Origin of the sequence: Cryobacterium sp. MP_3.1, assembly GCF_035984795.1 — a bacterium.
Taxonomy (GTDB): Bacteria; Actinomycetota; Actinomycetes; order Actinomycetales; family Microbacteriaceae; genus Cryobacterium; species Cryobacterium zongtaii.
On sequence record NZ_JAXCHV010000017.1, the window covers coordinates 36,812 to 54,748 of the forward strand.

Annotated in this window: 15 protein-coding genes and 3 tRNA genes; 13 read left to right on the forward strand and 5 right to left on the reverse strand. The window is 68.8% G+C overall.

Annotation, left to right across the window (positions count from 1 at the left end):
- Window positions 1-9 precede the first annotated feature (9 nt).
- From ftsH to tilS, 3 genes are all read right to left on the reverse strand, one after another.
- Complete coding sequence (gene ftsH / locus RCH12_RS11850; protein WP_103430225.1) at window positions 10-2,022, reverse strand: ATP-dependent zinc metalloprotease FtsH; 2,013 nt, start codon at window positions 2,020-2,022, stop codon at window positions 10-12.
- An 84-nt stretch (window positions 2,023-2,106) separates the two neighbouring features.
- Window positions 2,107-2,667, reverse strand: coding sequence for a hypoxanthine phosphoribosyltransferase (hpt, locus tag RCH12_RS11855; RefSeq protein WP_088457319.1), 561 nt, complete (start codon window positions 2,665-2,667; stop codon window positions 2,107-2,109).
- A 21-nt stretch (window positions 2,668-2,688) separates the two neighbouring features.
- Window positions 2,689-3,684, reverse strand: a complete 996-nt coding sequence (gene tilS, locus RCH12_RS11860; RefSeq protein ID WP_327016989.1) for a tRNA lysidine(34) synthetase TilS — start codon at window positions 3,682-3,684, stop codon at window positions 2,689-2,691.
- A 45-nt stretch (window positions 3,685-3,729) separates the two neighbouring features.
- Here tilS and RCH12_RS11865 point away from each other — a divergent pair, with 45 nt between their 5' ends.
- Window positions 3,730-4,221: an inorganic diphosphatase gene (locus RCH12_RS11865; protein WP_088457321.1), complete on the forward strand. Its 492-nt coding sequence runs from the start codon at window positions 3,730-3,732 to the stop codon at window positions 4,219-4,221.
- A gap of 78 nt (window positions 4,222-4,299) precedes the next feature.
- Here the strand turns inward: RCH12_RS11865 and RCH12_RS11870 are convergent, their stop codons facing one another.
- Entirely contained in the window at window positions 4,300-5,676 is a 1,377-nt protein-coding gene (locus tag RCH12_RS11870) for a C40 family peptidase (protein WP_327016990.1), read from the reverse strand.
- Window positions 5,669-7,114: a peptidoglycan DD-metalloendopeptidase family protein gene (locus RCH12_RS11875; protein ID WP_165789017.1), complete on the reverse strand. Its 1,446-nt coding sequence runs from the start codon at window positions 7,112-7,114 to the stop codon at window positions 5,669-5,671. Before RCH12_RS11875 ends, RCH12_RS11870 begins: the two co-directional genes overlap by 8 nt.
- Window positions 7,115-7,401: 287 nt before the next feature.
- Between RCH12_RS11875 and RCH12_RS11880 the strand changes: the two genes are divergently transcribed.
- The 12 genes from RCH12_RS11880 (at window position 7,402) to RCH12_RS11935 (ending at window position 17,914) form a co-directional block, all read left to right on the forward strand.
- A tRNA-Glu gene (locus tag RCH12_RS11880) sits at window positions 7,402-7,474 on the forward strand.
- A 79-nt stretch (window positions 7,475-7,553) separates the two neighbouring features.
- Window positions 7,554-7,630 (forward strand) — tRNA-Asp (locus tag RCH12_RS11885).
- A 68-nt stretch (window positions 7,631-7,698) separates the two neighbouring features.
- A tRNA-Phe gene (locus RCH12_RS11890) sits at window positions 7,699-7,771 on the forward strand.
- Between the two features lie 57 nt (window positions 7,772-7,828).
- Window positions 7,829-8,620, forward strand: coding sequence for a transglutaminase-like domain-containing protein (locus tag RCH12_RS11895; protein ID WP_327016991.1), 792 nt, complete (start codon window positions 7,829-7,831; stop codon window positions 8,618-8,620).
- A gap of 165 nt (window positions 8,621-8,785) precedes the next feature.
- Window positions 8,786-9,415 carry an acyltransferase gene (locus tag RCH12_RS11900; RefSeq protein ID WP_243399085.1) on the forward strand — a complete coding sequence of 210 codons (630 nt, stop codon included), beginning with the start codon at window positions 8,786-8,788 and terminating at the stop codon, window positions 9,413-9,415.
- 241 nt (window positions 9,416-9,656) lie between these two features.
- The gene (locus RCH12_RS11905) at window positions 9,657-10,280 is read left to right on the forward strand and encodes an acyltransferase (protein WP_327017010.1); all 624 of its coding nucleotides are present in this window, start codon (window positions 9,657-9,659) and stop codon (window positions 10,278-10,280) included.
- Window positions 10,277-10,975: a hypothetical protein gene (locus RCH12_RS11910; protein ID WP_327016992.1), complete on the forward strand. Its 699-nt coding sequence runs from the start codon at window positions 10,277-10,279 to the stop codon at window positions 10,973-10,975. The genes RCH12_RS11905 and RCH12_RS11910 overlap by 4 nt, the downstream gene beginning before the upstream one ends.
- Window positions 10,976-10,988: 13 nt before the next feature.
- Complete coding sequence (locus tag RCH12_RS11915; RefSeq protein WP_423739405.1) at window positions 10,989-12,251, forward strand: MFS transporter; 1,263 nt, start codon at window positions 10,989-10,991, stop codon at window positions 12,249-12,251.
- Window positions 12,248-13,264 (forward strand): TolB family protein, encoded by a 1,017-nt coding sequence (locus tag RCH12_RS11920; protein ID WP_103430589.1) that lies wholly within the window; start codon window positions 12,248-12,250, stop codon window positions 13,262-13,264. The genes RCH12_RS11915 and RCH12_RS11920 overlap by 4 nt, the downstream gene beginning before the upstream one ends.
- Window positions 13,261-14,175, forward strand: a complete 915-nt coding sequence (locus tag RCH12_RS11925; RefSeq protein WP_327016994.1) for a glycosyltransferase — start codon at window positions 13,261-13,263, stop codon at window positions 14,173-14,175. The genes RCH12_RS11920 and RCH12_RS11925 overlap by 4 nt, the downstream gene beginning before the upstream one ends.
- Before the next feature lie 277 nt (window positions 14,176-14,452).
- Complete coding sequence (locus RCH12_RS11930) at window positions 14,453-15,151, forward strand: hypothetical protein (RefSeq protein ID WP_327016995.1); 699 nt, start codon at window positions 14,453-14,455, stop codon at window positions 15,149-15,151.
- Between the two features lie 87 nt (window positions 15,152-15,238).
- Window positions 15,239-17,914 carry a WecB/TagA/CpsF family glycosyltransferase gene (locus RCH12_RS11935; protein WP_327016996.1) on the forward strand — a complete coding sequence of 892 codons (2,676 nt, stop codon included), beginning with the start codon at window positions 15,239-15,241 and terminating at the stop codon, window positions 17,912-17,914.
- The last annotated feature ends 23 nt before the right edge of the window (window positions 17,915-17,937 follow it).

The window sequence follows — 17,937 nt, forward strand, 5'->3', positions numbered from 1 at the left end:
GGGGCCGGTCTACGCGGTTGCGGGGCGCGGTTTGCGTGCGGGGGCGCGCTTGGGCTTGTCCGCATCGGCGCCGCCGCTGGTGACGCCGCCGTCGACCGCCGCACCGTCGATGGGCGCCTTCGGCGTCGGCATCGCGATGGGGGGCAGGTCGGAAACCGGGCGCTTGTCGCTGGAGAGCCACTGCGGGCGCGGCGGCAGCTTCTGCACGTCGGCGAAGATCTCCACCAGCGCGGTCTGGTCGAGGGTCTCGTGTTCGAGCAGCTTCGCCGCCAGGTCGTCGAGGATCGCCCGGTTGGCGTTGATGACCGTGTAGGCCTCGTCGTGCGCGTTCTCGAGCAGCTGGCGCACCTCGGTGTCCACCCGCTCGGCAAGCCGCTCTGAGTAGTCCCGCTGGTGGCCCATGTCGCGGCCGAACATCATCTCGCCGGAGGCCGAACCGAGCTTGAGCGGTCCCACATCACTACTCATGCCGAACTCGGTGACCATCTTGCGAGCCGTGGCGGTGGCCTTCTCAATGTCGTTCGAGGCGCCGGTGGTGGGGTCGTGGAAGATGATCTCCTCGGCCACCCGGCCGCCCATGGCGTAGGCGAGCTGGTCGAGAAGCTCGTTGCGGGACACCGAGTAGCGGTCCTCGAGCGGCATCACCATGGTGTACCCCAGGGCGCGGCCGCGGGGCAGGATGGTGATCTTGGTCACGGGGTCGGTGTTGCGCATGGCCGTGGCAACGAGAGCGTGCCCGCCCTCGTGGTACGCGGTGATGAGCTTCTCCTGGTCGCGCATCACGCGGGTGCGGCGCTGCGGACCGGCCATGACCCTGTCGACGGCTTCGTCGAGGGCTCGGTTGTCGATCAGCTGGGCGTTGGAGCGTGCGGTGAGCAGTGCGGCCTCGTTGAGCACGTTCGCCAGGTCGGCGCCGGTGAAGCCCGGCGTCTTGCGGGCGAGCACCTCGAGGTCGACGCCGGCGGCCATCGGCTTGCCCTTGGAGTGCACCTCGAGGATGCGCTTGCGGCCGAGCATGTCGGGGGCGTCGACGCCGATCTGACGGTCGAAACGTCCCGGACGCAGGAGCGCCGGGTCGAGGATGTCGGGCCGGTTGGTGGCCGCGATGAGGATCACGTTGGTCTTGACGTCGAAGCCGTCCATCTCCACCAGGAGCTGGTTGAGGGTCTGCTCGCGCTCGTCGTGGCCGCCGCCCATGCCGGCGCCGCGGTGGCGTCCGACGGCGTCGATCTCGTCGACGAAGATGATCGCCGGGGAGTTCTCCTTGGCCTGCTGGAACAGGTCGCGCACCCGGCTGGCGCCGACACCGACGAACATTTCGACGAAGTCGGAACCGGAGATGGAGTAGAAGGGGACACCGGCCTCGCCGGCGACGGCGCGGGCCAGAAGGGTCTTTCCGGTTCCGGGAGGGCCGTACAGCAGTACGCCCTTCGGAATCCGGGCGCCGACGGCCTGGAACTTGGCCGGTTCCTTGAGGAAGTCCTTGATTTCCTGCAGCTCTTCGATGGCTTCGTCCGCGCCGGCGACGTCGGTGAAGAAGACCTGCGGGGTCTCCTTGGAGACGAGTTTGGCCTTCGACTTGCCGAACTGCATGACCTTGTTGCCGCCGCCCTGCATACCGGAGAGCATCAGCCAGAAGAACGCACCGATCAGCAGGACCGGCAGGAGGATGCCCAGCAGCGACAGGAACCAGCTGGCCTGGGGAACCTCGTCGGTGAAGCCGTCCTTCGGGTCGGCGTCCGTGACGGCGGCGACGACCTCTTCGCCGCGGGGGGCCACGTAGTAGAACTGCACCTGCTCGCCGTAGGTCGAATCGGCCTTGCTGAGGGTGAGGTCGACGCGCTGGTCGCCGTCGACGATCTTCGCCTCAGACACCTTCCCGTCCTTCAGGAAGTCCAGACCCTGCTGGGTGGAAATCTCGCGGAAGCCAGACATGGTCAGGAGGCTCGACCCCACCCAGACGGCGATGACAGCCAGGATGATGTAGAGGAGCGGCCCGCGCAGAAGTTTCTTGACGTTCATGGTGGTCACAGGCTACCGCTCTCGTACTGGGGGAACACCGAGTGTTCGCCCAAAGGTGAACTGGAGGACGTGGTGCAGCGGAGCCTACTCGCCGGTGGAGTACACGTGCGGAGCCAGCACCCCGACCGAGCGCAGGTTGCGGTACTTCTCGGCGTAGTCCAGGCCGTAGCCGACGACGAACTGATTGGGGATGTCGAAGCCCAGGTACTTGACGTCGATCTCGACGCGGGCCGCGTCGGGTTTCCGGAGCAGGGCGCAGATCTCGAGCGAGGCCGGCCCGCGGGACTTGAGGTTCGCCATCAGCCAGGACAGGGTGAGGCCGGAGTCGATGATGTCCTCGACAATGAGAACGTGGCGGCCGTGCAGGTCGGTGTCGAGGTCCTTCAGGATCCGCACGACACCGCTGGACTGAGTGCCTGACCCGTAGGAGCTGACGGCCATCCAGTCCATCGTGACGGGGTGCACGAGTTCGCGGGCCAGGTCGGCCATGACCATGACCGCGCCCTTGAGCACGCCCACCAGGAGCAGGTCCTTGCCGGCGTAGTCCGCTTCGATCTGCCGCGACATCTCGGCCAGGCGAGCGCGAATCTCGGTCTCTTCGATCAGGATTTCGGTGAGGTCGCCGTCAATGTCACGAGGTTCCATGGGAGTGGAAGAGTCCTTTGTTTAGGTGGGTCGAGGAGCAGAAAACACGAGCGTTCCCCCCAGACGTTCCACTCTAACGCCTGGCAGGTCGAGCGCATTCTGCCCGTGCCAGTCGGTGACGAGCCTGGCGACGGCCAAGGTGTGACTGCGTTCCCAGGCCACCCCGAACTCCCGAGCCACCACGTGGCGGATCATCCGCTGGCGGAGGGCCGCCGGGTGCACGGCCAGCGCGGCGGCCGACACCCCGATGCCGGCTTCGGCCGGCTCGTAGATCTCCTCGACGAGGTCCCGCACCAAGGCGTCGAGGGCGTCGGCATCCTCGCGCAGCGTTTCGGCGGTGCGGGCGAGAGCCTCGGCGATGCCCGGCCCGAGCTCGGCCTCGAGCACCGGCAGCACCCGTTGGCGCACCCGAACCCTGGCGTAGCGGGGGTCGGCGTTCTGCGGGTCGGACCAGGCCGGCAGCCCCGCATCCAGGCAGGCCTGCCGGGTCACGGCACGGCGGATGCCCAACAGCGGCCTCCGGTACGGCCCACTGATCGACGCCATGCCCTGCAGGCTCGTCGCCCCCGAGCCGCGGGCCAGGCCCAGCAGCACGGTCTCGGCCTGGTCGTCGAGGGTGTGGCCGAGCAGCACCGCGATCGCGCCCGTGCCGGCCAGTGCCTGCTCGAACGCCGCGTACCGCGCGGTCCGCGCGGCGGCTTCGGGGCCGTCGCCGGCGTCCGGCGTCACCATGACCGGCACGATCAGCACCGGATCCAGGCCGAGAGCCCGAGCCTGTCCTGCTGCGACGGCTGCGGTGTCCGCCGAGCCGGCCTGCAAGCCGTGGTCGACGATCACGGCGCCGGCGGTGAGCCCGGCCCGCGGGGCCTCGAACGCCGTCGCGGCGGCCAGGGCCAGCGAATCCGCTCCCCCGCTCAGCCCCACCAGGACCAGGCCGGTCTCGGGCAGCAGCTCGCGCACGGCACGGCGCAGGTCGGCGATGGCCGGCGACAGTCGCGGGCGGCGGGTGGACTCCATCCAGTAACGTTATCCGCAGACTTCGAATAAGGGAGATATCAGGCCATGGCCGAATACGACGCAGTCATTGAAATCCCACGCGGTAGCCGCAACAAGTACGAGGTGGACCACGAAACCGGTCGGGTCTACCTCGACAGGGTGTTGTACACGAGCTTCGTGTACCCCACCGACTACGGGTTCTTCGAGAACACCCTGGGCCTGGACGGCGACCCCGTCGACGTTCTGGTGCTGCTCGACTTCCCGTTGTTCCCCGGCGTCGGCGTGTCCGTGCGCCCCGTCGGCGTGTTCAACATGACCGATGACGGTGGCTCAGACGCCAAGGTCATCGCGGTTCCGGCCGGCGACCCGCGCTGGGACTACATCCAGGACGTCACCGACATCCCGGAGTACACCCGCAAGGAGATCGAGCACTTCTTCGAGCACTACAAGGACCTTGAGCCGAACAAGTGGGTCAAGACCGAGGGCTGGGGCGACGCCGCCGAGGCCGACCAGATTGTGCGCGACGGCCTGAAGAAGCTCGTCGACGAAGGTCACTGACCCGCAGCGACGCGCTGAACCAATAGAAGCCGCCTCCCATCCGGGAGGCGGCTTCTATCGTGTGCCGGGGTCGGTTGCTCAGGACGGTCGGCCGACGTACGGCGCGACCTGGCCTGGCGACCAGATGCTGTGCACCCGAACGGGCTTGCCTACGTCTGGCGCCTCGAGGATCTGTCCGCCGCCGACGTAGATGGCCACGTGATAGTAATTTCCCGGCGAGCCCCAGAACACGAGGTCGCCCACCTGCACCTGCGAGAACGAGACGAGCTTGCCCTGACCGGCCATGGTGTTGTAGTGGTTCGTTGCCGAGTGGGTGCCGATGTAGATGCCCGCGGCTGCGTAGGCGGCCTTGGTCAGACCGGAACAGTCCCAGACGTCGGGGCCGGAGCCGCCGAGCTTGTAGGCGTCGCCGAGCTGTGCACGGGCGAAGGCGATGGCGGTGCCGACGGCTGACGCGTTGGGTGCGGCCGGGGCCGACGCGACGGGCGGCGCCGGAGCAGCGGGAGCCGGAGCAGCGGGGGCAGGGGCGGCGGGAGCCGGAGCAGCGGGGGCAGGGGCGGCAGGAGCCGGAGCAGCGGGAGCTGGAGCAGCAGCGCCCGGAGCAGCGGGAGCGGAGGCGGCCGGCGGGTTGTTCTTGACGGCGGCCGCAGCGGCGGCCTGGGCCTTGGCCAGCGCGGCGGCGGATGCGGCGGCGTCCAGACCGGTTTGGTACTCGCGCTCCACGTCGGCGGTGGTGTCCTTCAGCAGGGCCAGCTGTTCGTAAAGCTCCGACGACTTCTTCAGCTCGACGTCGAGTGCGGCCTGGGCGCCCAGCGCGGCGTCGCTGGCCGATTCGTACTTCTCCTTGGACTCGGCGCTGAGGCGCTTGCGTTCCGCGGTGGCGGCGGCAGCCTGGGCGATGAGCGATTCCGCGGTGTTCTTGTCCTGGACGGCCTGCCGGTAAATGGTCTCGGACTGTTCGCTGAGCTTGCTGGCCGTGCCGAGCTGGCTGAGCAGGTCGTCGGCGGTATTGCCGTTGAGGAACAGATTGAGGGAGAGGTCCTGGGCTCCGGTCTTGGCCAGGTGCGCGGCGATCAGGCCGGCGCGCATCTTGGACGTGTCAGCGGCCTTCTGTGCCACCGCGGACTGCTTGTCCAGGCTCTCTTCCCGGGCCGTGGCCGCATCGAGGTCGTCCTGGGTGACCCTGTAGGCCTCCGCGGCCATCTGGGAGCCCTGCGACGCGACCGCCGACGACTCCCGCAGGCCCGTGAGCAGTCCGGTGAGGTTCTCGATTTCCTTCGCCTTGGTGGCCTCGCTCAGCTTGGCCTTGGCCACTTCGTCCCAACTCGGGTAGTCCTCGTCGGCGAAGGCCGGCACGGCCACGCCGGCCGCGGCCGTGACGGAGCCGATCATCGCTGCCGACAGCAGCGCGGCCGAGGTACGCCGCGAGCGGCGGGTGGACGTGTGCTCAGCCAAGTGGCGCTCCCCTGTCGGACATGAACGGAACGGCGTTGATCCGGTTGCCGCCGCTGAACACCTCGAAGTGCAGGTGGCAGCCGGTGGAGGCGCCGGTGGTGCCGGAGCTGGCGATGTTCTGGCCGACCGAGACCTGCTGGCCGACCGAGACGAAGATGCCACCGTCCCGGATGTGGGCGTAGCCGGTCATGATGCCGTTGCCGTGGCTGATCTGAACGAAGTTGCCGTAAGTGCCCTTGCGGCCCGCGTATTCGACGGTTCCCGATGCTGCCGCGTAGATCGGGGCACTGCAGCCGGTGCCGATGTCGGTGCCGTAGTGGAAACCGCCGCTACAGCCGCCGCTGCCGCAGAGCACGGCGCGGGCGCCATAGCCGTCGGTGATGCGTCCGCCGGCGGGAACGCCCCAACCCTGGCCGCCGACCTGGCCGCCGCTGAGGCCTGCGCCGGGAGATCCGGTTGAGCCGCCGGACGAGGGGGCCGGTCGGGAAGCCGCGGCGCGTGCTGCTTCGGCGGCGATGGCGGCGAGGCGCGCCTTTTCGGCTTCCGCGGCGATCCGGGCCCGTTCGGCGACGCCGGCCTCGTAACCCGCGGTGGTGGTGGCCTGAGCGTCCTGCATGAACTGCAATTGCTGCTCGAGGATCACGCTCTGCGCTTCGGAGTCGGCGAGCGCACCGGCTGCGGCGTCCGCCGCCTCCTGGGCTGCCACCATGGCGGCTTCGGCCTCGATCCGGAGGGCCTCTCGCTCGGCCTGCGCCACAGCGGCCTGGTCACCCAGGGCCTGAGCGGTGTTGTTGGCGGTCTGGGCCTGGTCGTAGACGTCGGTGCTGCGTTCGACAAGTTTGCTCATGCTGCCGAGCTTGGACAGCAACTCGTCGGCACCCTCGCCACTCTTCTGCCCGTCGATGAAGAGGTTGACGCTGAGATCGGTGCCGCCGGTGCGGTACAGCTGCGCGGCAAGCTGACCGGCCTGGGTGGTCGCGGCGTCCGCCTCGGTCTTGCTGGTGTCGGCCTGAGCCTGCAGGTCGCCGGCGCGACGGCTGGCGTCGTCGAACTTCTCCTGGGCGGTCTGGAGCTCGACTCCGCGCGCCTCGGCTTCCGCCTGGGTGCGTTCCACCTCGGTCTGCAGGCCGGCGATGAGGTTCTGGATCTCGGTGACCTGGGCGGCGGCAGCGTTGGTGTTGGACTTGGCGGCCAGCACGTCTGGCCAGCTCGGGTAGTCCACGGCCATGGCCGGGCTGATCGGGCTGGCGAGCGTCACCGCGAGGGTCAGGGCGGCGGCGAAGCCGGTCACGCCCATGGTCGCCCGGCGGACGCTGATTCGCCCGCGTCGGGGCTGCTGCCGGTTCGGCCGCAGCCGGCTGAGGCCGGCGTTGACTCCGCGGCTGATCACGGTGGCCGTGCGCTTCATAACTCCCCGATCGGGCTCGTGCTTTGTCACATTCGTCACTGTGGTAACTCTCGTCACAATAACAAACCCCGCTGAGTGGCCAGGGTTCGAATAAAACCTAACCCCCGGGTGCTCCGGTTTGCCGCCCATTCGTGGGCGCGGTGAAAAGCGACACGCCGAGGTGAGAATCGGGTCCGATTAGGGTTCTGGCCCGGAATCACGCGGCGAACGGACCCGCGATCCGGCGCCTCGCGCACCGGACGCTGGGGCCGATTTGAACTATCGCTCTGCCAACACTTATGATTATGCGTCGGAAGTCATCAGCTTCCGGTAAGCAAGGCCCCATCGTTTAGCGGCCTAGGACGGCGCCCTTTCACGGCGTTAACACGGGTTCGAATCCCGTTGGGGCTACGGATACTGTAGGTTGTACTCGGCACGAAAAGTTAGACAGCAACACCGCAGAATCACAAGAAACACAGCATCAAAGTTTGGCCCTGTAGCGCAGTTGGTTAGCGCGCCGCCCTGTCACGGCGGAGGTCGCCGGTTCAAGTCCGGTCAGGGTCGCCAAGGCGACAAGCCCTTTCGAAAGAAGGGGCTTTTCGTCCTTTCGAAGGCATCTCTCGAGTCGCCTTCGAGGCCCTGTAGCTCAGTTGGTAGAGCGTTCGACTGAAAATCGAAAGGTCACCGGATCGACGCCGGTCGGGGCCACTTGGCCATCTGCGGGCTTCTACCGCAGGTGGCCTTTTTTTATGCCACGATGTGGACATGAAACGCTCCGCCTCCGCGCATTTGGAACTGCATGCGTTCGGGCCCGCCGAGCTGGTCCTGTCCGTCGCCGTCGCCGCTGACTCGAACGCCACGGAACGGCTGCGCATCGTGCAGAACGGCGCCACGCTGACCTATCGGGAGACCCTCGATGTGCACGGTACCCGGCTCCAGCTCGTGTCGGTGCAGGCCGGGCGGATCGACATCGACTACACAGTGGAGGTCTCGGGCGAATCCGAGCCTGCAGAAGTGTCCGACATCGACCTCGTGCGCTACCTCCGACCCAGCCGCTACTGCGAATCCGACCACCTCTGGCCCACCGCCCAGGCCGAGTTCCGTGGGCTCACCGGCACCGCCCTGCTCGACGCGATCACCTCCTGGGTGGGCACTCACCTCAACTACGTGCCCGGCGCCAGCCTGCCCACGGATGGCGCGGTGCGCACCCTGCTGGCCCGGCAGGGCGTCTGCCGCGACTACGCGCACCTCGTCATCGCGTTCTTGCGCGCGCACGACGTGCCGGCACGCCTGGTGTCGGTCTACGCCCCTGGGCTATCGCCGATGGACTTCCACGCTGTGGCCGAGGCGTTCCTCGACGGCGCCTGGCAGGTCGTCGACGCGACCGGTCTCGCTCCACGGCAATCGCTTATGCGCATCGCCACGGGCCGGGACGCCGCGGACACCGCCTTCCTGTCCTCGGCGGGCGCCGCTGTTGCACTGAACGCGCTCACCGTCACCGCCGTAGCCGACGAGCTGCCCCGGGATGACGTCACCAGGCTGGCCCGACTGGCCTAGACGCCACCCCTGGAGTGGTTACAGCGGGCCCGAAGGGCCTGCGCTATGGTCCCTGCATTGCACACTCAAACTGAGGTTGTCTCAGTCGTGTCCGGGGTTCCAGGCCGGGCCGACGACAGCACGTGCCCCCCGCGGCATCCGGCTCCCAACCTGCAAGGGATACTCGTGACGACAGACGCCGGTGCCGTGAGGGCGACGTGGATCGCACCGTCCGCCGACATCGACCCCCGCGCGGTGCTCGGCGCCGGCAGCACGGTGGCGGACCGCGCCCAGGTCCGCGAATTCGCCCGGGTCGGCCCCGGCTGTGCGGTCGGGTACGCCGCGTATCTCGGGCCTGGAGTCATCCTCGGCCGCCAGTGCACGGTGCAGGACTTCGCCCTGCTCTACGAACCGACCCTGCTGGAGGATCGGGTGTCCGTCGGGCCGGGGGCCGTCTTCACCAACGACAGATTTCCCCGCGCCGTTGTACCGTCCGGACGCCTCAAGTCCGCGGCGGACTGGGTACTCGTGGGCGTCACCGTGCGCACCGGTGCCTCCGTCGGCGCCAACGCCGTCTGCGTGGCGCCGCTCACCATCGGGCGCTGGGCCATCGTGGCCGACGGCTCCGTGGTGACCGCCGATGTCCCCGAGTACGCCCTGATGGACGGCATCCCCGCCAGGAGGGTGCACTGGGTGGGTCAGAGCGGCGCACGCCTGAACAACGTCGGCCCCGGACTCTTCAGGTGCCCGGTGACCGGCGCACACTACAGCGAACACGACGGCACTCTCCGTCCCCTCGGAATTGCCCCCCGATAAGGTCACAGCGACTCCATCCCAGCCCGGCTATGGTCGCGTCGTGAGGACCTGGGCGTGCGCCAGGTCTCGTCACGAGTCCGTCACCGGGGTGCGCTAGTCCCGGCGTCGGGCTCTGTCCGAGCTGCACCTGTACACCCGACATGCAGGGATGGAACGTGAAAAGAAATGCTCTGCGGCGACCCCTCCGTGCGGCCGGCTGCCCCGCAGCCTCCCGCCGCCTCGCGCAAGGTCGACGCTCGTGATACCCGCACCGGAGACGGCCGGACGGCCCCTCATCGAAGCGACCTCCGACGTGGACCCCACCGCGGAGGTCGGCGCTGAGACACGCGTGTGGCACCTCGCCCAGGTGCGCGAAAATGCCTCCATCGGCAGCGGCTGCATCCTCGGGCGGGGCTCGTACATCGGACCCGGCGTCATCCTCGGACGCAACTGCAAGGTACAGAACTACGCACTGATCTACGAACCGGCGGTCCTGGAGGACGGTGTCTTCGTCGGCCCCGCCGTGGTGTTCACCAACGACATGTTTCCGCGGGCCGTCAATCCCGATTTGAGCATCAAAGCCGCCGAGGACTGGCATCCGGTCGGCGTGCACGTCGGCACTGGCGCCTCCATCGGTGCGCGGGCCGTCTGCATCGGACCGGTCAGCATCGGCCGTTGGGCGCTTATCGCGGCCGGCGCCGTGGTGACGAAGGACGTCCCGGACTACGCCATCGTCGCCGGCGTACCGGCCAGACGCATCGGCTGGGTCGGCCGGTCGGGGATCCCGCTGCGGAGGGCTGAGGACGGCCGGCTGACCTGCCCGGCCACCGGTGAACACTTCCACGAACGCGATGGCGTCCTCCTGGCAGAACGTGAGTCCGGATGAACAAGCGTCAGCTCGGGCTCACCGCCCTCGCCCTCGCCGCAGCAGTGGCGACAGCCGGCATGATCGTCGCCCAGCTGCTGCCGGAATCCGACCGGATCCGCCCGGTGGCGGAATCCACACCGTCGGCCACAGCGCCACCGACAGCCGCCGAGAGGGGCGCCCCCACACCCGTCTCGACCGCGCCGATCGACGAGACGGCGCCGCTTTCTCCGGAGCGACCGCAGGCCGACCCCGAACCCGACACCGATACCGAGGTGGGCCCCCGCACCTCAACCGAAGTGCTCCCGCCCGGACAGGTCGACGTCACCCTGCCGCCGTCGAAGCCCCGGTCCGCGCTCTTCTCGCAGCCGCTCCCCCCAGCCGTGAACTCCCTCGGCGAGGTTGTGGACGGGTTCCCCACCGACGTCATGCCGGGGATCCCGAACTCACTCGTCGACAACAGCTCGGTAGCGACGCAGGGCGACCGTCTGCAGGCCGCGTTCGAGGCCAGGACCACTCTCGGCACCGACGACGTCCTCGCGTTCTACCGTCACCATTTCGCGCCCCTAGGACTCCTCGAAACCCCGGTGACCACGACTAAACGTGGGACAACGCTCAGTTTCGCCCGCGATGACGACTCGGTGACCCTGTCGGTCACCGCCGTTGCCGGCGGATCCGGCTACGTGCTCTTCGGCGTTTTCACGGCGCAGGGTTGACGGCGGCCGGCCCGTGTACATCTCTTTTTCCGACCGGGGGTCGGCACACGGAACGGTCTCCCCTCCCGGACGACCCGTGGCGACACGGGTGTCGTCCGTCGTCATCGCGCTGGGAATCGTCAGCCTGGTCACCGACGTCTCCTCGGAGTCGGTGTCGGCGATCCTTCCGTTGTACATCACGGGAGTGCTGGGCCTGTCGACTATTGCCTACGGGTTTCTCGACGGGATCTACCAGGGCGTCAGCGCCATCGTGCGCATCGCCGGCGGCTGGGCGGCGGACCGGGGGGACCAACCGAAGTGGATCGCGTTCTTCGGGTACGGCCTGTCGGCCCTGGCCCGCACCGGACTTCTCTTCGCAACCGGGTTCACCTCCCTGGTGGCCGTCATCGCTGTCGATCGACTCGGCAAGGGCGTCCGGACCGCCCCGCGGGATGCGCTGATCACAGCGTCATCGCTCCCGGAGAACCTCGGTAGGTCTTTCGGAGTGCACCGCATGCTGGACACCGTCGGCGCCGCGGTCGGGCCACTGCTCGCCTTCGCGATCCTGTTCGCCATCCCGGACGGCTACGACACTGTTTTTGTCGTGTCGCTCGCCTTCGCGATCGTCGGCGTCTTCGTGCTCGGCCTCGTCGTACCGAACACGCGTCCCTCGGCAGAGCGCGCCGCACCCGGCACCTCCCGGACGTCGTTCAGGTGGGCACAGCTGAGGGATCCGCGGCTGCGCCGCCTGCTCCTCACCGCGGGACTGCTGGGCATCGTGACCATCGGTGACGGGTTCATCTACCTGGTCCTGCAGAGCCGGGATGCCTTCGCGGCGGCCTGGTTCCCCCTGCTCTACGTGGGCACCAACGTCGTCTTCCTCCTCCTTGCGATCCCGCTGGGCAAGCTCGCCGACCGGTTCGGCCGCGCCAGGGTTTTCGTCCTCGGCCACCTCGCGCTCCTGACTGCCTATGCCTCTGCAGCGGTCCCCGTTGCCGGGCTTCCGACGACGATTCTCTGCCTGATAGCCCTCGGCGTGTTCTACGCGTCCACCGACGGTATTCTCGCGGCGCTGGCGGCCCAGTCAACGTCTGAGGCCAGCCGCGCGACAGCCATCGCCTCCGCCCAGACCGTCGTCGCCGCCACCCGGCTGATCGCGTCCACTGGATTCGGTGTGCTCTGGTTCGCGGTCGGCCGCGGCGACGCCATGCTGATCATCGCGGGCTCACTCGCCCTGCTGATCCCGCTGGCCGCTCTTGTCCTGCGCGGCGCGTTCGACCGGACGCAGACGACATGACCGCACGCAAACGCACCATCGCCGCCGTGCTGGTCAGCGCGGTGCTCCTCGGCGGAGCCGGAGGGTACGGCATCGTGGCCTGGGCAGGGTCCCAGGAACGACGGACCGGCGTGAACGCCGTGCAGGCGGTCACCACCGACACGGCGGCGACAGGAGACCGGATCGTGTTCCGCAACACGGCATCCGGCGACGGGTACGGCCTGGTCGCCGTCGTCCCGCTCGCCGATCCCGCCGGTGAGCGCTCGGTGACGGCCCAGGCGTGCGACAGGGTGTACGCAACCACAGTCGTAGAGATGTGCCTCCACATCGACCGCGGGATCGTCACGACCTTCGCGGCCACCCTGCGCGGTGCGGACGCCGCCGAGCTCCGCACCTGGCCGTTACCCGGCATCCCCAGCCGCACCCGGGTATCCGCCAACTCCCACCTCGTCGCCATGACAGCGTTCGTGACCGGGGAATCGTATGGGACGGTCGCGTTCTCGACCCAGACGACGATCTCCACAATCGACGGCACCGACTACGGCAATCTCGAAGACTTCGCGCTCATGGTAGACGGTGAGCGCATCACAGCGGCCGACCGCAACATCTGGGGCGTGACCTTCGGCAGCGACGACACCACCTTCTATGCCACCGCGGCCTCGGCCGGACGCACCTGGCTGGTGCGGGGCGACCTGACCGCCCGCACCCTGACGGCCATCCGGGACAGCGCCGAGTGCCCGTCGCTCTCCCCCGACGGTCGTCATATCGCCTACAAGAAGGTCGTTGCCGGCACTGCGTCGCCGGTCTGGTCCATCGCGGTGCTCGATCTCGAGACGGGGGTGGAGACCCTCCTCCCCGCCCCCGGCAACGTCGACGACCAGGTGGAATGGCTGGATGATTCGACACTGCTCTACGGGCTGGCCCGCACCGATGTCGTCGGTGACAGCGATGTCTGGTCCATCTCCATCGACGGGGTCAGCGAACCTCGCCTCTTCATCCCGCACGCCTGGTCTCCCTCGGTGGTGCGCACATGACTACCAAACGCGGGCAGAACGCGACCCGTCTGGACGCCCCCGCGACGGCGCCACGCACGGTCGATCACGTCCTGATCACCCGGTTCAACCTGCCGACCCCGGGCCCAGAGGGTCGGCTGCGCCAACGCGAGGGATGGCTCACCGGCCGCGCCGACCTCTTCGAGAAATACTGCCTGCCGTCGGTGCGCGCTCAAACCAACCAGAACTTCCGCTGGCTCGTCTACCTCGACCCGGACAGCCCAGAATGGCTCATCCAACGTCTGGCACCGTACGTGCGGGACCAGGTCTTCGAGCCGATCTACCGCGCAGCGGTCACCCCGGCCATCATTCTCGACGACATCCGCGCCGGGCGAACCACCCCCTCCGCCGACCTGCTGACCACGAATCTCGACAACGACGACGGGCTCGCCGCCGATTTCGTCGACCGTCTGCAGCGAATCCCTCCCAGCGGGCCGCGCTCGGCGCTCTACCTCGCGTCGGGACTGATCCTCGGTCCCGACGGTTTGTTCCTCCGCGTCGACAAGCTCAACGCGTTCTGCTCCGTCAGGGAGACCTGGAACGATCCCGTCACCTGTTGGGCGGACTGGCACACGCTGCTCCCGCGGTCCATGCCGAGCGTTGCGGTATCCGGCCCACCAGCGTGGCTGCAGGTCGTGCACGGCAGCAACGTCAGCAACCGGGTTCGCGGCCGGCTCGTCGCGTCGAGCGGCTACGCCGCCCTGTTCCCCACCCTGCCGACCGATCTTGACCAGCCGACGCGTACCGACCTGCTCCGCGACCGTCTGTGGAGCGGGCCGGCCAGGCTGCTGCGGGAATCCTCGCGCGCCGCCGTGAAGTCCACCCTGCTATTCCTGGTCGGCAAGGGCGGGGTCGACCGGATCAAGGTGTGGCGCAGCGGGACGACGGAATGACACCCCTCCGCCTCAGGCCGCGTCAATCTACCCCCCGATAAGGTCACAGCGGCTCGTCGCTTGCCCGACTATGGTCACCACGTGAGGACCTGAGTCTGCCTCAGGTTTGAACACGAGTCCGTGCCGGGCCTTACCCTTCCGGCCACGGGCTGTATCCGAGCTGAACCTGTACACCCGAAATGCAGGGATGGAACGTGACCACAACCATTATTTGTCGACCCCTCTGTGCGGCCGGCTGCCTCGCAGCCGACCGCTTCCTCGTTCGCCGGCGACGCCGATGAACAAGCGTCAGCTCGGCCTGGCAGCGCTCGGCCTCACGGCGCTGGTGGCCAGCGCCGGCGTCGTGGTCGCACAGCGGCTGCCCCCGACCGACCGGTTCCAGAGCGTGGCGGCGTCGACATCACCCACCGCGCAACCGACCCCCGAGCGGAGCGTCACCCCGACGCCGGCCGACACCGACGGCGCGACGCCCGATCCGGTTGCGGAGGAGCCGACGGACACCGGCACGGACGGCGAGCGATGGAGCGAAGCCGACGCCGCGCCGCGCACGTCGACCGAAGTGCTCCCTGAGCAGCCCGAGAGCGTCTCTCTGCCACCATCGAAACCCCGAACCACCCTCGTTTCGCTGCCGCTTCCCCCCACGGCCAGCTCGACCGGAACCGTGGTCGGCGGGTTCCCCACGGACGTCATGCCCGGCATCCCGGAGTCGGTTATCGACAACACGTCCGTCGCGACCGAGGGCGATCGCATGCAGGCCGCTCTGGAGGCCAGGACGTCGCTCGGAACCACCGACGTGCTGGCGTTCTACCGGCAGCATTTCGCTCCGCTGGGTCTTCTGGAGTCCCCGACCACCGCCGCCAAACGGTCGACGACGCTGAGCTTCGCGCGCGGCGACGACTCCATCACCCTCGCCGTCACCGCCGTCGCCGGCGGGTCCAGCTATGTCCTCTTCGGCGCATTCACCGCGCAGGACTGACAGGCAGGCCCGTGTACATCTCGTTGTCCGGCATCTGCACACCCTCCCTTCCCTTGTCCATGCCTGGTCTCCCTCGGTGGTGCGAACATGACTCTTGAAACTGCCCGAATCGTCCTCGGCGGGTCCGCCGTGGACCTGCTCGAATTCAGCGACTCCATGGAACGGATAACCGAGCACCTCGAGGCGCCGGACATCCCACCCCTGGCGGTCACGTCGATCAACCTCGACCATGTGCATCACTTCGGGTCGGGTGCCGACTGGTCGGGAACGCTCGACGACGACGGACCGGCGCCGGACGCGGCGCACAGCCATCTGACCTGGCTGAACCTCATCGATGGTGCCCCGCTCGCCGCGCAGGCCGGCCGCATCACCGGCCGCGCCTGGCCGCGCCTGGCCGGCAGTGACCTGATCGGACCGATCTTGGCGCTGTGCGAAAGCCGCGGCACCCGCATCGGCATTCTGGGCGGGACGGCCGACACCCACGACCGCCTCCTCGCCGAGCTCGCCGTTCGATACCCGGCGCTGTGCGTTGCCGGTCTCTGGGCTCCCGCCCGGGACGAACTGAACGATTCGGCGCGATCGGAGGCGATCGCCCGCGAAATCCGCGATGCCGACACCGAGCTCCTGATCGTCGGACTCGGTAAGCCTCGGCAGGAGCTGTGGATCGCAGAACACGGGCTGGCGACGGGCTCCCGCGTGCTGCTGGCCTTCGGCGCCGTCGTCGATTTTCTCGCCGGACGGGTGACCAGGGCTCCGCACTGGATTTCCGCGCACGGACTGGAGTGGGCGTGGCGGCTCGCCCTGGAACCCCGGCGCCTGTGCACCCGGTACCTTGTGCAGGGTCCACCTGCCTACCTCGCGGTGCGGCGGCGGGGGTCGATCGCCGCGCCCTGGACACCATCTCCGGCGGTGATCGGTGTCCACCCCCACGATGGTGCGACGGCGACCCGATTCGTCGGCTTCGTCGACCCGGACGAGCACGCCGACGTGGCCGTCGTTGTCGTCGCCGACAGCACGGTCAGCGTCCTCCCGCTGCTCGAGGAACTCCGAGCGGAGTGTCAGGACCTCCGACTGCGCTGCATCGTGACCAGCGGGGACCCCGGTCGCACCTCCCGGCCCGAGCTGCTGCTGCAACGGGACGTGATCCTGGTGCCAACGGAACGAAACCGCGGCCATGCGGCTTCGATCAATGCCGCCAGAGCCCACATCGGCAGGGCGGACGCTGTGCTCGTGCTCGACGGCACCGGGGAGGTGGAGCGGGGCGCGCTACGAACCATGGTCGACCGGATGAACCGCGCCGGTGCCGGCGCCGTGGTACCCCGCTTGCTCACCGGTGACGGCGCCACCCGTCGGCACCTGCCCAAGGAACCCACGGTGGGCCGGGCCCTCCTTGGCGTGACAGTCGACAAGGACGATTCCGGCTCTGGAGGCCGGTTCAGCGCGGTGTACACCGACGCTGAGAGCTACGAGCATGCGCATCAGGTGCGCTGGGGGTTCGACACCGGGCTCCTGGTGCGCCGAGACGTCGACGACCTCGTCGGCGACAGGGACGAGCGGTTCACCGCCGCCCAGGAGTCGGACTACTTCCGCCGCGTGCGTGAGACGGGGGCACCGATCTGGTACGAACCCGCCGCGCGCATCCGGTCCGAAGCCAGCCCCGGTGTCCGCCCGCCCGCGCTGGCGGCGCTGCTCGCCGCGAACCAGGTCCGCTTCACGCGCCGCTATCGGTCCTTCGGTTACGCGCTCGCCTTCCAGGCCGCGTTGGCCGTGACCGCCGCCCGGCACTGGACCGACCCGGCCCAGCGCACGATCGTGCGCACCCTGCTGACGGGATCTGCCTGGAGGACGGCGCCGGCCGCTCCCCCAGAGCCGGTCGCGGTCACCGCGGCAGAGCCCGGCCCGTGGGGCAGGTCCGCGACGCCGGCCGGAACCATCATCATTCCCGCCCACAACGAGCGCGCGACGATCGGACGTACCCTCGCCCTGATCGCCCCGATGGCGGCCCTGAACCAGGCCGAGATCATCGTCGTCTGCAACGGCTGCTCCGACAGCACGGCGTCGGTCGCCCGCCGCTTCCCCGGCGTCGCGGTGTACGACATCGAGACGGCATCCAAGACCGCGGCCCTCAACGTCGGCGACGCCGCCGCCCACGCCTGGCCGCGTCTCTACCTGGACGCAGACGTGGCGATCGAGCCCACAACGGTGCGCGCGATCTTCGACTCTCTCGGGACCGGGCGCATCCTGGCGGCACGCCCCGAGTACATCTATGACACCACTGGCGCGTCGGTCCTGGTCAAGAGCTACTACCGCGCACGGCGCAGGATACCGACCAATCGCGACGCCGTCTGGGGCGCCGGTGCCTATGCCCTGAACGCGTCAGGGCACGGAAGATTCGACCGTTTCCCCGACGTCACGGCCGACGACTCGTACGTCGACAGCCTCTTCGGCTCCGACGAGAAGGTCGTCGTACCGACCGGCTCCCCCGTGCGGGTCTTCACACCTCGGACCGTCGCCAGCCTCGTCGCCGTTCTCGCCCGCCAGTATCGGGGGGTCTCGGAATTGGGGACCGAGTCCACGACCGCCGGAAGCATCAGATCCCTCGTCGCATCCGTGCGCGGCCCGGCGAGCGCGGCCGACGTGGTCTGCTACGGGCTGCTCACGGTGCTCGGCCGGGTCAGGGCCCACCGTGTCGTCAGCCGAGGCAGGGCGGGCTGGGAACGCGACCTGTCCAGCCGAGCACTCCCTCCGGACCTCGCGGCGTGACCCTGACGACTTCGGCCAATCAC